Consider the following 12,313-nt stretch of genomic DNA (forward strand, 5'->3'; position numbering starts at 1 on the left):
AAGATGCACATGAAGAAATATACATTATACAGTATAGCCCTCACCTTGCTGGTCGCCATGGGCTGTGAAGACTTTCTGTCGAAAACACCGGACAATCGCGCGTCGCTGGATTCGAAGGAAAAATTGTCGGAGTTGTTGGTCACCGCCTACCCGGAAGTGAACTACATCGCGTTTTGCGAAGCCATGTCCGACAACGTGGAAGACAACCCCAGCGGTGTGAAGGACCCTGCGAACACCGATCCCTATTTCTGGCGCGACGGTACGACCACCGACCAGGACACACCCGAAAACTATTGGAACGGATGTTACGCCTCCATCGCCGCGAGCAACCATGCGCTGGAGCTTATTGCCAACACCGGCGACCCGGCCGATCTGGCGTCACAAAAGGGAGAAGCCCTCGTCACCCGCGCCTACAATCATTTTATGTTGGTGACCTTATTTGCCCAGACCTATACGGCCACCGGCATCGATGCCGTGAACCCTGGCATTCCGTATGTGACCGATCCTGAAAAACAATCGTTCAAGGAATACGATCGGGGCACCGTGAAGTCGGTGTACGATCAGATTGAAAAAGATCTGACGGAAGGGTTGCCGTTGATCAACGACCAGGCCTATGCTTCGGGAACAGAAGGCACCGGTGTTCCCAAATATCACTTCACCCAGGCGGCGGCCCACGCTTTCGCTACACGCTTTTATTTATTCAAGCACGACTACGAAAAAGTGATCGAACATGCCAATGCCGTTTTTCCCGATGGTGATTTTTATACACGCCTTCGTCCCTGGAATACGACTTACTCATCCTACACCGGCGCGGAGCTTTCACTGAACTACACCAAGTCAACAGAGACAGCAAACCTATTACTCTGTGAAACATCGTCACTCTGGGCCCGGTCGTTCAATGCCTACCGGTATTCGACGGGCGCGACCAAATTTATTGAGATGATGAACACGAACCCTTCCGGCAAGCGGTATGCCTTCAATGGCTTTTACAGTTCAGTGGGTGTTTACTTCGTGTATAAATTCAAGGAACACTTTGTACAGACGGGAACCAATTCCACCACGGGTTTCCCCTACACGATCGTGCCCTTGTTCACCGCGGAAGAAGTGCTCTTCAACCGGGCTGAAGCCTATGTCATGCTGAATAATTTCACGGCGTCCCTTGACGATCTGAACACCTGGATCGCCACCCGCGTGGTGAACCCCGTGGGCACCGATGGCCTGTGGATGGAAAAGTTGTTTGACTACTACCCCGACAAGAAAACCTCGCGCGACGTGGTGCTCGCCGCCATCCTGGACTTCAAGCGGATTGAATTCGTGCACGAAGGTCAGCGTTGGTTCGACATCCTGCGACACAACATCGAAATAACCCACAATGTAAAAGGAGAGGAGCCCATCGTGTTGAAGGCCGCCGACAAACGCAGGGTGTTGCAAATCCCACGGGAAGCTGTCTCCACCGGCGGCCTGTCGCCCAATCCCCGCTAGTAAATTTTAAAGTGTAACGAAATGAAGCTGAACATGAAAAATATTTTGACGGCCCTGCTGGTGATCCTGGTCACCGTCACGGCCTGCCATGATCCCTACAACGACAACGCATCTCCGGGCAACGAATACACCGGCGGTCCCCAAACCAAAACGGCACTCGACAACTGGCTGTACGAAAAGTTCACCCTTCCCTATAACATCGAAGTGAAATATCGCCAGGATGCCTCCGAGCTCGATCTCTACAAAACGCTGGTGCCCCCCGACGCAGACAAAGTGCAAAGCATGATGGAAGTGGTGCGCAGTGTATGGATCGACACCTACACCAGCGTTGCCGGCGACGCCTTCATCAAACAATATTGTCCCAAGCAATTCGTGTTGGTGGGGAGCGCCAACTATAACTTCGACGGCACCATCACCCTGGGCACGGCCGAGGGCGGGCGCAAGGTGGTGCTGTATGTGGTGAATGATTTTCAGAAAACCGATCGCTATGCCGTCACCGAAATGGCGCACGTGATCGAGCACGAGTTCACTCACATCCTAAACCAAAAGATCAGCTATCCCGCGGAATTGAAAGCGATCTCCGCAGGGAAGTACACCGCCAACTGGAACACGGTTTCTGTGAGCGATGCACGGCTGGCAGGATTCATTACCAACTATGCCATGTCGTCGCCCGACGAAGACATTGCCGAGATGGTGTCGATGATGCTGGTGTTGGGCCGGGAGGGCTACGAACGCATGTTGAGTTGCGAGACAACAGCAGATTCGTACGAGACCATCCGCAAGAAAGAGAAGCTCATCGTTGACTATCTGCAAAAAGCTTTCAGCATCGATTTCTATGCCCTGCAAACCAAAGTGCAAGAGGCCATCGCTGCGGTGGCGCCTCCCGGCAACGGTGGCGGTGGATCGGTACCCGACCCGTTGCTGGATATTTGGGGATGGGCCAAAACCTATACCACCTTCAACGTCGACCTCATGACCACACCCGAATCGCAAGTGTTGGTCTCCAGCTACGTGATCGACAACAATACACTGCACGCCAAAGGTCTGGCCCTCGACTACAACTTCAAGATCACCTTCACTGACACGAACATGGCGATGCTCACGCTGTATTACTACAACATCAATTCCGAGACGCGCGAATACAAGGAAGCGAATTTTGTTTTCAGAGTGGTCGACCCATCTGGTGACGGCACGGTGCAATTCTTTTATCTCAGCTCCGACGCCAACGCCGACTACCTGGTAAACGATGTGGGCGCGAGGCAGTTGTTCACCTATTTCCAGGGCATCTTCTATCCCAATTGGTTGGAGATGTGCAGCGGCGTTTACTACCCCGGACTGTTTCCCGTGGATTCACCCAATGACTATTGCCTTGGCGTCCTGAGCAACTAAAATCACAGCATCATGAAAATCACACGAAACTATATACTCCCATTATTCGCTCTCGCGGCGTTGATACTTGCCGGATGCGATCACGACTACGACCGCGTCTTCAGCGAATCGGCCGACGCCCGCGTGCAGGCCGACATCGATGCGCAAACCTCCGTGCTCACGTCAGCATCCTATGGCTGGAAAGCATCGTTGCTCACCGGCACAGGCATCCGCTATTTCTATTACTTCGATTTCAACGCCGACGGCACGGTGAATATGCTGTCGGATTTCAATGAGACCACCGCCGGCACACCCAAGGCGAGTTTGTGGACAGTGAAGGCCCTGCAAACCACCACGCTCAGTTTCACTACCTATTCCTACATTCACCTCCCAGCCGATCCCAACGGATCGGTGAATGGCGGCGATGATGGTGCAGGCCGCATCTCGGATTCCGAGTTTGCTTTTGCCGGCACCTCCGGCGACAGCCTGGTGCTTGAAGGTGTTCAACGCGGCTCGCGCATCACCTTTCTCAAAGCTTCCGAAGAGGAGCAAACGATGGTGCTGGGTGGACGCATCAAAGACATCCTGCACTATGGCGTGGCCAACAAGGCCCTGAAGCTCTCGATCGCGAAAGATAAAGCCATCACCTTCGCCTTCAACGCAAATGCCAAGTCGCTCACGGCCCAGTACGTTTCCGACGATGGCAAGCACGTGGAGAACAACAAACTCTCCTATGTGATCTCCATGGACGGACTCGTGCTGAGCCAGCCCATCAAGACCAACGGCACCGAGATCCAATCCTTTCAATGGGACGCAGACAACAAACGCTATTACGCCGAGACGAGCATCGGCAGGCAACCTGTCGATGTGTTGAACGACGTGTACGTGTTCAAACCCACCATTCCGTTCTCATCCTACATCGGCGTGGACTACATCGCCCTGCGCATTCCCTACGACGCCGGCACCAACCCCGTACCGGGACAGTCAGCCGATTTCACCACGCTGTGGAACAACGCCGCCACCAGCCTGCTGAGCGGACAGTACGGCCTCACGCTTTCCGACATCTATTTCATCTTCGACGCCACAGGTAAAAAGATGTACATCACCGTCACTGTACTGCAAGGGCAGGATTTATTTCTTTGCCAATACAATTACACCTACTCCGCCAACGCATCCGGAAATTTCAAATTCACCTATGGAGGATCCGACGCCAACGGCGACGCTATTTCTGCGGACATGGCTGCCATCTTGCAACACGTAAATGACGAAACATTTTCCGGCGAATACGTAGGCGGTGGCACCGAGCGCATGGGAGGTTTCTTTAGTCAGGACACCCCGGCATTTTCATTTGCCGGCTTCCTGACCAATGAATAATGTCCCGACCACATTAGAGCACGTTGTAGGTCAAGGATTTTAGGTTAATGAAAGAGCCCGTCATGGCGTGAGCGATCATGTTATGCGGGCTACTTTTTTGGGGGAAATTTTAGTTTAGCATTTTCACATACCCATCTCTTTGTTCAAAGCCAACCCGCCGTTGTTGGTGTTATTTGTCCCGGAATTTTTTCAGCCACCACCTCCATTATTTTTGAGTACACCCAACTGCTTATTCGTAACATCTCACCAACAACACTTTTCAGCCACCCTACGCTTTTTTGGTGCCACAATGTGCATCATGGCGCACTTTTTAACATATTAATGACCCTTTACACGCACATATTTGCTTATAGTGCGTTATAATGCCTTTTTTACTACTATTTTGGTGATTTTTCTTCGATATTTACTTAAAAAGTGCGTAATGGTGCACTTAGATTCAAAATTTGGAGTTATTTGATCGATAATAGACACTAAAAGTGTGTTATGATGCACCTCAATAATCTATACGAGACCCTCAGAGAACGCAGGGAAACTCTCGGCGTAACGCAGCTTCACCTGGCTGAACTCTCCGGTGTAGCCCTTCGAACGCTAAAAGAAATTGAAAGCGGCAAAGGCAATCCCACGGCGGAGACCTTGAGCAAATTGGCCGATGTTATGGGGATGGACCTGAAGTTGGAGATCAGAAAACCTGCCGTATAGCGCTATGCGAAAAGGAAAGGTCTATCGAAATGGTGAATTGGTGGGCTATATCATCGAGCGCGATCGTAAAAACTACACCTTTTCCTACGATGCGGCCTGGTATGCCGATCCGAATAAGCCTGCCGTTAGCCTGACGCTCCCGAAAACGCAAAAGGAATACCACAGCGAATACCTTTTTCCATTTTTTTTCAACATGCTCAGCGAGGGTGTAAACAAAAGACTTCAAAGCACGGTGCTCCGGATCGACGAGGCGGATCATTTTGGATTATTGCTGGCCACAGCGCAAGCCGATACGATCGGTGCGATCACGGTGACGCCGGATGAAACGGTGAAGGAAGATGAATAAGAAACAAACCCATCAAACAAAAAAGACACCTGTGCGCCCAACGCAGGTCAAGGTCACCGTGTGCCCTGGAACGTTGGCGGAAGGTTTTGATACGTATAGTCCAGCCGCCTTGCGGCATGTGTTTCATACCAAAAAAGTAAGCCATGTATTGCCTTACGAGACGCCGTCAAAAAGCGAATCTGTTGCCGAGCTATTCCTGGAAAATCGCAAGCGCATCTCCATCTCGGGTGTACAAGAGAAATTGAGCATGGTGCTCACCAAAAATGTTTTACGCCTCACCAATGCAGGCGAACAGGGAACCTATATCCTGAAGCCCATTCCCCGCGACTTGAAAAAAGTGGACCAGGTGCCGGCCAATGAACACCTGACGATGCAAATTGCAAAACAGGTGTACGGCATCAATACGGCAGAGAGCGCCATGATCTTTTTCAAAGATGGCTCGCCGGCTTATATCACAAAACGATTTGATGTGAGACCTGAAGGCGGCAAGTGGGGCAAAGAAGATTTTGCTACACTGGCCGGGAAAACAAAAGACACTGCCGGGGCCGATTTTAAATATGAATATAGTTACGAAGAGATCGGCATGCTCATCCAGCGCTATGTTCCGGCCTGGCGGATTGAAATTGAAAAATATTTTAGGCTAGTGGTTTACAACTATGCCTTTTCCAACGGCGATGCGCACATGAAAAATTTCTCCTTGCTGGAGAGCGTGGCGGGCGATTATCTGTTAAGTCCTGCCTATGACTTGGTGAACACCCGCATTCATGTGGAGGACACGGATTTTGCATTGAGTAGAAGATTGTTCGTCGATGCGTTCCAGTCGCCGGCTTGGAAGAAAAACAGTCATGCTTCTGCAAGCGACTTTTTGGAGCTGGCGCGTCGGATGGGAATTGCGGATCAAAGAGCCGAAAAACTTATGGCCCCTTTCCGGGTGCGGCAGCCGTTGGTGGAAGCGTTGATTGGCCGATCCTTCCTGAATACCGAAACCAAAAAAACATACTTGCTTCATTATAACGCCAAAAGAAATTTGCTGTTGGGATAACGATCCAAGTACGGTCCGGGCTAATGTTTACCCACCGCCGGCTGCTGTTGTGTCGAGCAATGCATGCCTCCGCCGGACCAATTCAATGGCAGGGCGTCGATGAAAATGATTTCCCGTCCCGGAAACTGCTCTTCAAATATTTTGCGGACACGCTCTTCTTTTTCACGCGACGAGCCCGTAGCGGTATACGTCGGCAAGAGTACCACACCGTTGGTGACCAGGTAATTCATATAACTCGAGGCCGGCACGCGGAGTAACGTGTCGCCGGCGTGGGGCGCTTCCGATGGCTTGAAGGAGCGGAGGCGGACGTCGAGGGTTGTTGGCGAGTCATCGACGTTGACGCGGGCGACAATTTTTCGCGCTGCGAGATCGGGCAGGGGCACCTTGACGATGTTGAACGGCTCTCCATCCAGGTCGCGCGCGGCTTCGAGGATCTTCAGGTTTTCGGACATGCGCTCGTAGTTCATTTTGTTGATGGGATTTAAATCCTTTTCGCGCTCTTCCACCCAGGCCAGCATGATGGTATGCGGATTGGCAAAGCGGACAAACTCATCCGTGTGGCCCCCCGTTCCGCCACCGACATAATTGTCGACGATCCGACGGAAGAAATGCTTGGGGTCGTCGGCCAGGCCTTTCTTCATCCAGATAATATTTTCGACTCCCAACACTCTTTTGAATTCGGGTTCAAGCGCCTCTTTGCTTTTGCCGGGGTTGCGATCAAAGACGGTGGCCTCGCAAAGGATCAGCGTGCCTTGTCCATTGACTTCGATCGCACCACCTTCATGGACCACCCAAGTGCTCAGGCGTGTTGCATGTTCGGCGACGGCCATGAGGCTATCCACCTGGCCGAGCTTCTTGGTCCGTTCGGGATTGAAATATTTTTTGACGCTGTCCATGTTGTTGTCAAATTTTTCCTGCAGCCAATATGGAAAGCCATAGCTGTTCCAGGAGAAATCGGCCACACCCAGTTCGCCCTTGCTGTTGACCAGGTAGGCGGCGCCGTGATCGCGGATCCAGTACCGGTCGCTGGGGTGCACGTAGAATTTTATACGCGTGGTGTCGATGGACTGCTCGGATAATATCCGTTTCGCTACACGCAGCAGGCTGTCGGAATTCGCAGAAATTTTTACCTGCACGTGGGGCATTAAGGCTCCGATCATCTTGAAGACCACGGGGTGATAGGTCAGGTGTGCTTCTTCCCACCCCAGCCACACGGCGTCATGTGGTTCCCACTCGGCGGGCATGTAGAAGTTTGTTTTCACGGGCTTTGAGCACGACGCGAGAATGAGCAATAAAAGAAGGAAGCGTATGGGTCGATTCATGGAGAAAGAAGTTATTTAAAGATACGTTCTGGTCTTTAAAAAATAGTATCCCTGTTTTCCTTCTGCTCATCCCTCGGCCCCGGTCTTTTAAAATTGTTTGGGCCCCGTTGATTAGGGTGATCGCTATCCGCTGATCTGTCGATCTATATTCTTTTGAACACCACGTGATTGTCCTTTTCCCAAACGGCGAGGATGGACTTGTCCGTAAACTCATACACTTTGAGTGCTGTTCCTTCCCCGATCTTTTGAGGTGTTCCGTTCAGGGGTTTTATCATTATGTCCGAGCCTTTTTCCCAGGTCAACAAGGTCCCACTCATGCCAACGCTTCGCCCTTCGGCGATCATCTGTTCTGGCTGGCCCGGCTGGGCGTAATAAATTTGACCGTCGCGCTGCCAGGCGGTGTGGACATTGTTCCTGGCATCGATGGTCAATCCGCCGCCGTCCATGGGGCATCCTTTTAGCGGCCAGGTTCCATTGCCAAGCTTTTGACTATCTGAAAAAGTTTCGCCGCCATTGGAAGAGCTCGTGAGATAAAGATCTCTTGATCCCTTGAGCCAGTTCCTGAACATGATCGAAACCCTGTTTTCTTTCACGACCACGGAGGGCTTGCAACATTCACAAACGTGGCCCTCCGGCGACCGGTATACAAATTTGTTTTTCGACCAGCCCGAATTTTCTTTTAAGGTGGCAAAGCAGATGTTGTTGCTGTTGTTATCTCTCAAGTCGAGCCAAACGGCATAAAAATTATTTTTATCGTCGGCAGCGATGCTTATCAATCCTTCCGGCGCGGAGGCTTCGGCATCGTTCACGTTCTTGATCTTTTCCCATTGACTAGTTTTATGCGTTAGCCGGAACGCGTGAATGGTTCCTTTTTTGTCGATGGCGGTAACGACGGAATAGTCTTTTGAGCTCGCCAATTGCGGACCTCGGGTCATTCCCAGATGCATCTCCTTGACCTCACCGACCAAAACGGGTTTGGAGAACGTGTTCCCCTTGTCTTTGGATACGGAATAGAAGATCTTATCTTTTTCGCCGAAGACCACCCGCACCGTTCCCTGCCTGTCGACGGTCAGCTGGGGTTGTTCGCCAGGAGCGAGAGGCTTTTGTGCAAACGCGTTTTGTTGCCACGCCGCGAGGAAAAGCAAAAAGAGGAGTAGGGATAATTTCAGGTTGATACTTTTCATGGGCAGGGCTCAGGGAATAAATATAAGGATATAAACCAAGACCCTGGTTCTGCTCATGCGCATCTTATGAAAGAAGATCAGTCTTATTTTTCGTGACCGGAGAGAAATGGCTTTAAGAGGTCGATGGGGACAGGGAAAATGGTGGTGGAGTTCTTTTCGGTTGCAATTTCACGAAGGGTTTGCAAGTAGCGCAGGGTGAGTGCGCTGGGCTCTTCGCTCAGGATCTTGGCCGCGTCGGCTAGTCGCTTGGAGGCCTGGAACTCGCCTTCTGCCGCGATGATCTTCGATCGTCTTTCGCGTTCGGCCTCTGCCTGTTTGGCCATGGCCCGTTGCATTTCCTGTGGCAAATCGATTTGCTTCACTTCGACATTGGAGACCTTGATCCCCCAGGGACCGGTATGGGCGTCGATGATCTGTTGAAGCTTTTGATTTATTTTTTCGCGCTGCGAGAGGAGGTCGTCAAGTTCGGATTGCCCCAATACGCTTCTCAATGTTGTCTGCGAGATCTGGGAGGTGGCGAAGAGAAAATTCTCTACTTCGACAATGGCTCTTTGTGGAGCGATCACGCGGAAGTAAACTACGGCGTTCACTTTGATGGACACGTTGTCTTGCGTGATGACATCCTGCGGCGGAACATCCATGACCACCGTGCGCAAGCTGACCTTCACCATGCGGTCGATGATCGGGACAAGAAGGATCAAACCCGGCCCGCGGGCGCCGCCGCCCGCCAAGCGCCCGAGGCGAAAGACGACGCCCCGTTCGTATTCCCGCAAAATGCGTATGGAGTTGGCCAGAATGATAATGCTGAAGACCACGATCAGTACGACTTCCAATGCGAATATTCTCATAACCATATACGGTTTATTTCAATTGTTATTCAATAGCAGTCTCTACAAACAGAAGCAGGTCTTTTATCCCGGCAATGCGGATCCTGGCGCCTTTCTTTATGGGACCGGTGAGCGATTCGGCTTGCCACATTTCGCCGTGTACACGGACCGTACCCACGGGGTTAAGCACCTCGAGGGATTCTCCGATCTCGCCGATCATTCCCTCCACGCCCGTCACCGGTTTCAGGCGTTGCGCCCGGATGCCCATGCCCAGCACGACCAGGAAGAACAGCGCGGAAAATCCCACCGCCGAAATGATAACGCCCCACGACAAATGCTGAAACGCAAGCTCGGCATCCGGGCGGATCAACATCATCGATCCGAGCAACAACGAAACGATCGCGCCCAGGGTGAGCATCCCGTGACTCACAATTTTGATTTCGAGCAGAAACAGGATCACTCCAAAAACGATGAGCAACAAGCCGGCATAATTCACCGGCAAAGTATGCATGGAATAAAAGGCAAGCGTAAGACATATGATGCCGACAATGCCGGGAAGAATGGCGCCCGGATTATAAAGCTCGAAGAGCATACCGTACAGTCCCAGCAGCAGGAAGATATAGGCAACGTTGGGATCGCTAATCAAATCAAGAATTTTTTCAAACATCCCCATTTCGACCAACTCGATCTTCGCGTCGCGGGTTTCCAGCGTCTTTGTTTTTGAAGCGACAGTGACGGGCTTGCCGTCGATCTGATCTAACAAGGCTTCTGTGTTTTCTGCAATAAGGTCGATCACATCTTTTTTTAGGGCCTCTTTTTCTGTGATCGAAATACTTTTGCGCACCGACTCTTCCGCCCACTTGACATTGCGCTTTCGCTTCTCCGCGATGGAACGAATAAAAGCGGCCGCATCATTGGTGACTTTCTCACTCATCACCGTATCGAGTTTTCCCTGCAAATCCACCGGGTGGGCCGCACCGATGTTTGTGCCGGGGGCCATGGCAGCAATGTGGGCCGAGAGTGTGATGAAGACGCCAGCCGAACCGGCGTGCGCTCCCCCGGGAGAAACAAAGACGACGATCGGCACCGGTGACTCCAAAATATCACTGACAATGACGCGTGTCGATTTTAACAACCCACCCGGTGTATTCAACTGGATCACCAGGCATTCTGCATTTTCCTTGCCGGCTTTTTCGATGCTGCGGTGAATAAATTCCGCCGATGCCGGGTTGATGGTCCCATCAATTTGTATGGACACTACTTTTTTCTGTGCCAGGAGCAGGGATGGGATGAGCACGATGAGAACCGAAAGCCGGGTCTTCATAAAAAGGAATTTTGGTCGAACTATTCCAGCGCCGGAAGCAGGTCATCCAACGGCCTTTGCCGGAGATGATTTTCGGAGATGATACGGACACACGTATTCCAGCGCAGGATCGGGTCTTCGTTTTTGGAGTTGGGGTTGACGGCATCGGCTTTTTCATAGTACTCCATCGCTTCCGTGTACCACTCATAGGCATCGAAATCGGAGCCGTGGGTGCGCGCGTTCAGGGAGGCGCTGCCCTGGCGTTCGTGAATGATGCCGGTATAATACAGTCGGTCGTATTCGTCCGATAAACTATTGGCAATGTCTTTGGCCTGGGTTGCTGTTTTGGCAGAAGATTGTCCAAACTGGTCGGTCAGCGCCAGCAGTAAAACAACAGACGCTTTTTGATGCCCTGGCTCGACAGCCAGAATATCAAGGCATATGCTTTCGGCCAGTCGCGGTTGGTTGAGCAGCCGGTATTGCTCGGCTTTCTCCAGGGCAGCGTCGATTCCGCTTTTTGAAAGTGGCTTTAACGCAAACTCTCTTTTTTCGGTCGTCTGTGTTTGTGGGATCATGGCGTTGGGACTTAATGGTTATTTTTTTTCTTACTGAACAAATGGAGCAGCCGCATCAAGGGGTCATAGAACCTGTCGGCTACACGCTCCTTCAGGGGGATGATCGCGTTGTCGGTGATCGTGATATGTTCCGGGCACACCGTCGTGCAACATTTGGTGATGTTGCAAAAACCGATGCCACCCGTATTTTTTAATTCTTCCCTTCGATCTTCCACGTCGAGGGGATGCATTTCTAAAGCTGCGGTATAGACCATGTGGCGCGGGCCAACAAATTCTTCATGAAGCTGATGTTCGCGCAACACGTGGCAGACATCCTGGCAAAGAAAACATTCGATACACTTCCGGAATTCCTGGATCCGGTCGATGTCCGACTGCGCCATGCGCCAGGTGCCGTCGGGCGCATCCGGGGGTCTTGGCTTGAACTTTTTTATTTTCTTTTTCATCCGGTAGTTCACCGACACATCGGTGACCAGGTCGCGGATCACGGGGAACGCTTTCATCGGGTGGATGGTGATGGGCTTGTCCTGGGGCATATCGCTCATGCGGGTCATGCACATCAGTTTGGGATGGCCATTGATTTCGGCTGAACACGATCCGCACTTCCCGGCCTTACAATTCCAGCGCACTGCCATATCGTTGGCTTGCTCCGCCTGGATCTGATGAACGGCATCCAACACGACCATGCCTTCCGAAATTTCAGTTTTATATTCCTGAAGTTGCCCACCGCTCGCATGCGTACGCCAGATTTGAAACGTTACAGAGGCCATAAGCACTATGTTTTTATTTTAGGT

The 12,313-nt window shown here is 51.7% G+C and carries 12 protein-coding genes; 6 read left to right on the forward strand and 6 right to left on the reverse strand.

Features of this window, described 5'->3' with window-relative positions; all coding sequences use genetic code 11:
• Positions 1-9: 9 nt before the first annotated feature.
• The 6 genes from BUB30_RS21195 (at position 10) to BUB30_RS21220 (ending at position 6,311) form a co-directional block, all read left to right on the forward strand.
• A complete protein-coding gene (locus BUB30_RS21195) occupies positions 10-1,482 on the forward strand; it encodes a RagB/SusD family nutrient uptake outer membrane protein (protein WP_073139565.1) in 1,473 nt (490 codons plus the stop codon).
• Between the two features lie 33 nt (positions 1,483-1,515).
• The gene (locus BUB30_RS21200) at positions 1,516-2,871 is read left to right on the forward strand and encodes a zinc-binding metallopeptidase (protein ID WP_084138362.1); all 1,356 of its coding nucleotides are present in this window, start codon (positions 1,516-1,518) and stop codon (positions 2,869-2,871) included.
• A 12-nt stretch (positions 2,872-2,883) separates the two neighbouring features.
• On the forward strand, positions 2,884-4,224 hold the full coding sequence (locus tag BUB30_RS21205) for a DUF4302 domain-containing protein (protein WP_073137956.1): 1,341 nt from the start codon (positions 2,884-2,886) through the stop codon (positions 4,222-4,224).
• Positions 4,225-4,707: 483 nt separating this feature from the next.
• Complete coding sequence (locus BUB30_RS21210) at positions 4,708-4,923, forward strand: helix-turn-helix domain-containing protein (protein ID WP_245804148.1); 216 nt, start codon at positions 4,708-4,710, stop codon at positions 4,921-4,923.
• A 4-nt stretch (positions 4,924-4,927) separates the two neighbouring features.
• Positions 4,928-5,269 carry a HipA N-terminal domain-containing protein gene (locus BUB30_RS21215; RefSeq protein ID WP_073137958.1) on the forward strand — a complete coding sequence of 114 codons (342 nt, stop codon included), beginning with the start codon at positions 4,928-4,930 and terminating at the stop codon, positions 5,267-5,269.
• Complete coding sequence (locus BUB30_RS21220; protein ID WP_073137960.1) at positions 5,262-6,311, forward strand: type II toxin-antitoxin system HipA family toxin; 1,050 nt, start codon at positions 5,262-5,264, stop codon at positions 6,309-6,311. Before BUB30_RS21215 ends, BUB30_RS21220 begins: the two co-directional genes overlap by 8 nt.
• 20 nt (positions 6,312-6,331) lie before the next feature.
• On the opposite strand, the gene BUB30_RS21225 is transcribed toward BUB30_RS21220, so the two are convergent.
• The 6 genes from BUB30_RS21225 to BUB30_RS21250 form a co-directional block, all read right to left on the reverse strand.
• Positions 6,332-7,633 (reverse strand): agmatine deiminase family protein, encoded by a 1,302-nt coding sequence (locus BUB30_RS21225; RefSeq protein WP_073137962.1) that lies wholly within the window; start codon positions 7,631-7,633, stop codon positions 6,332-6,334.
• A gap of 143 nt (positions 7,634-7,776) precedes the next feature.
• Entirely contained in the window at positions 7,777-8,817 is a 1,041-nt protein-coding gene (locus BUB30_RS21230; RefSeq protein WP_084138290.1) for a hypothetical protein, read from the reverse strand.
• 83 nt (positions 8,818-8,900) lie between these two features.
• Entirely contained in the window at positions 8,901-9,665 is a 765-nt protein-coding gene (locus BUB30_RS21235) for a slipin family protein (RefSeq protein WP_073137964.1), read from the reverse strand.
• A 25-nt stretch (positions 9,666-9,690) separates the two neighbouring features.
• Positions 9,691-10,968 carry an NfeD family protein gene (locus BUB30_RS21240; RefSeq protein ID WP_073137966.1) on the reverse strand — a complete coding sequence of 426 codons (1,278 nt, stop codon included), beginning with the start codon at positions 10,966-10,968 and terminating at the stop codon, positions 9,691-9,693.
• Positions 10,969-10,988: 20 nt separating this feature from the next.
• On the reverse strand, positions 10,989-11,522 hold the full coding sequence (locus BUB30_RS21245) for a hypothetical protein (protein WP_084138291.1): 534 nt from the start codon (positions 11,520-11,522) through the stop codon (positions 10,989-10,991).
• Positions 11,523-11,533: 11 nt separating this feature from the next.
• Positions 11,534-12,289, reverse strand: coding sequence for a succinate dehydrogenase/fumarate reductase iron-sulfur subunit (locus BUB30_RS21250; protein ID WP_073137968.1), 756 nt, complete (start codon positions 12,287-12,289; stop codon positions 11,534-11,536).
• Between the last annotated feature and the right edge of the window lie 24 nt (positions 12,290-12,313).

The sequence above is a fragment of the Chryseolinea serpens genome, assembly GCF_900129725.1.
GTDB classification, from domain to species: domain Bacteria; phylum Bacteroidota; class Bacteroidia; order Cytophagales; family Cyclobacteriaceae; genus Chryseolinea; species Chryseolinea serpens.

Coding starts and splice junctions, on each gene's coding strand:
- BUB30_RS21210 (WP_245804148.1), top strand. CDS start 4,708: ATGATGCACCTCAATAATCTATACGAGACCCTCAGAGAACGCAGGGAA.
- BUB30_RS21205 (WP_073137956.1), top strand. CDS start 2,884: ATGAAAATCACACGAAACTATATACTCCCATTATTCGCTCTCGCGGCG.
- BUB30_RS21240 (WP_073137966.1), bottom strand. CDS start 10,968: ATGAAGACCCGGCTTTCGGTTCTCATCGTGCTCATCCCATCCCTGCTC.
- BUB30_RS21245 (WP_084138291.1), bottom strand. CDS start 11,522: ATGATCCCACAAACACAGACGACCGAAAAAAGAGAGTTTGCGTTAAAG.
- BUB30_RS21220 (WP_073137960.1), top strand. CDS start 5,262: ATGAATAAGAAACAAACCCATCAAACAAAAAAGACACCTGTGCGCCCA.
- BUB30_RS21195 (WP_073139565.1), top strand. CDS start 10: ATGAAGAAATATACATTATACAGTATAGCCCTCACCTTGCTGGTCGCC.
- BUB30_RS21215 (WP_073137958.1), top strand. CDS start 4,928: ATGCGAAAAGGAAAGGTCTATCGAAATGGTGAATTGGTGGGCTATATC.
- BUB30_RS21235 (WP_073137964.1), bottom strand. CDS start 9,665: ATGAGAATATTCGCATTGGAAGTCGTACTGATCGTGGTCTTCAGCATT.
- BUB30_RS21230 (WP_084138290.1), bottom strand. CDS start 8,817: ATGAAAAGTATCAACCTGAAATTATCCCTACTCCTCTTTTTGCTTTTC.
- BUB30_RS21225 (WP_073137962.1), bottom strand. CDS start 7,633: ATGAATCGACCCATACGCTTCCTTCTTTTATTGCTCATTCTCGCGTCG.
- BUB30_RS21250 (WP_073137968.1), bottom strand. CDS start 12,289: ATGGCCTCTGTAACGTTTCAAATCTGGCGTACGCATGCGAGCGGTGGG.
- BUB30_RS21200 (WP_084138362.1), top strand. CDS start 1,516: ATGAAAAATATTTTGACGGCCCTGCTGGTGATCCTGGTCACCGTCACG.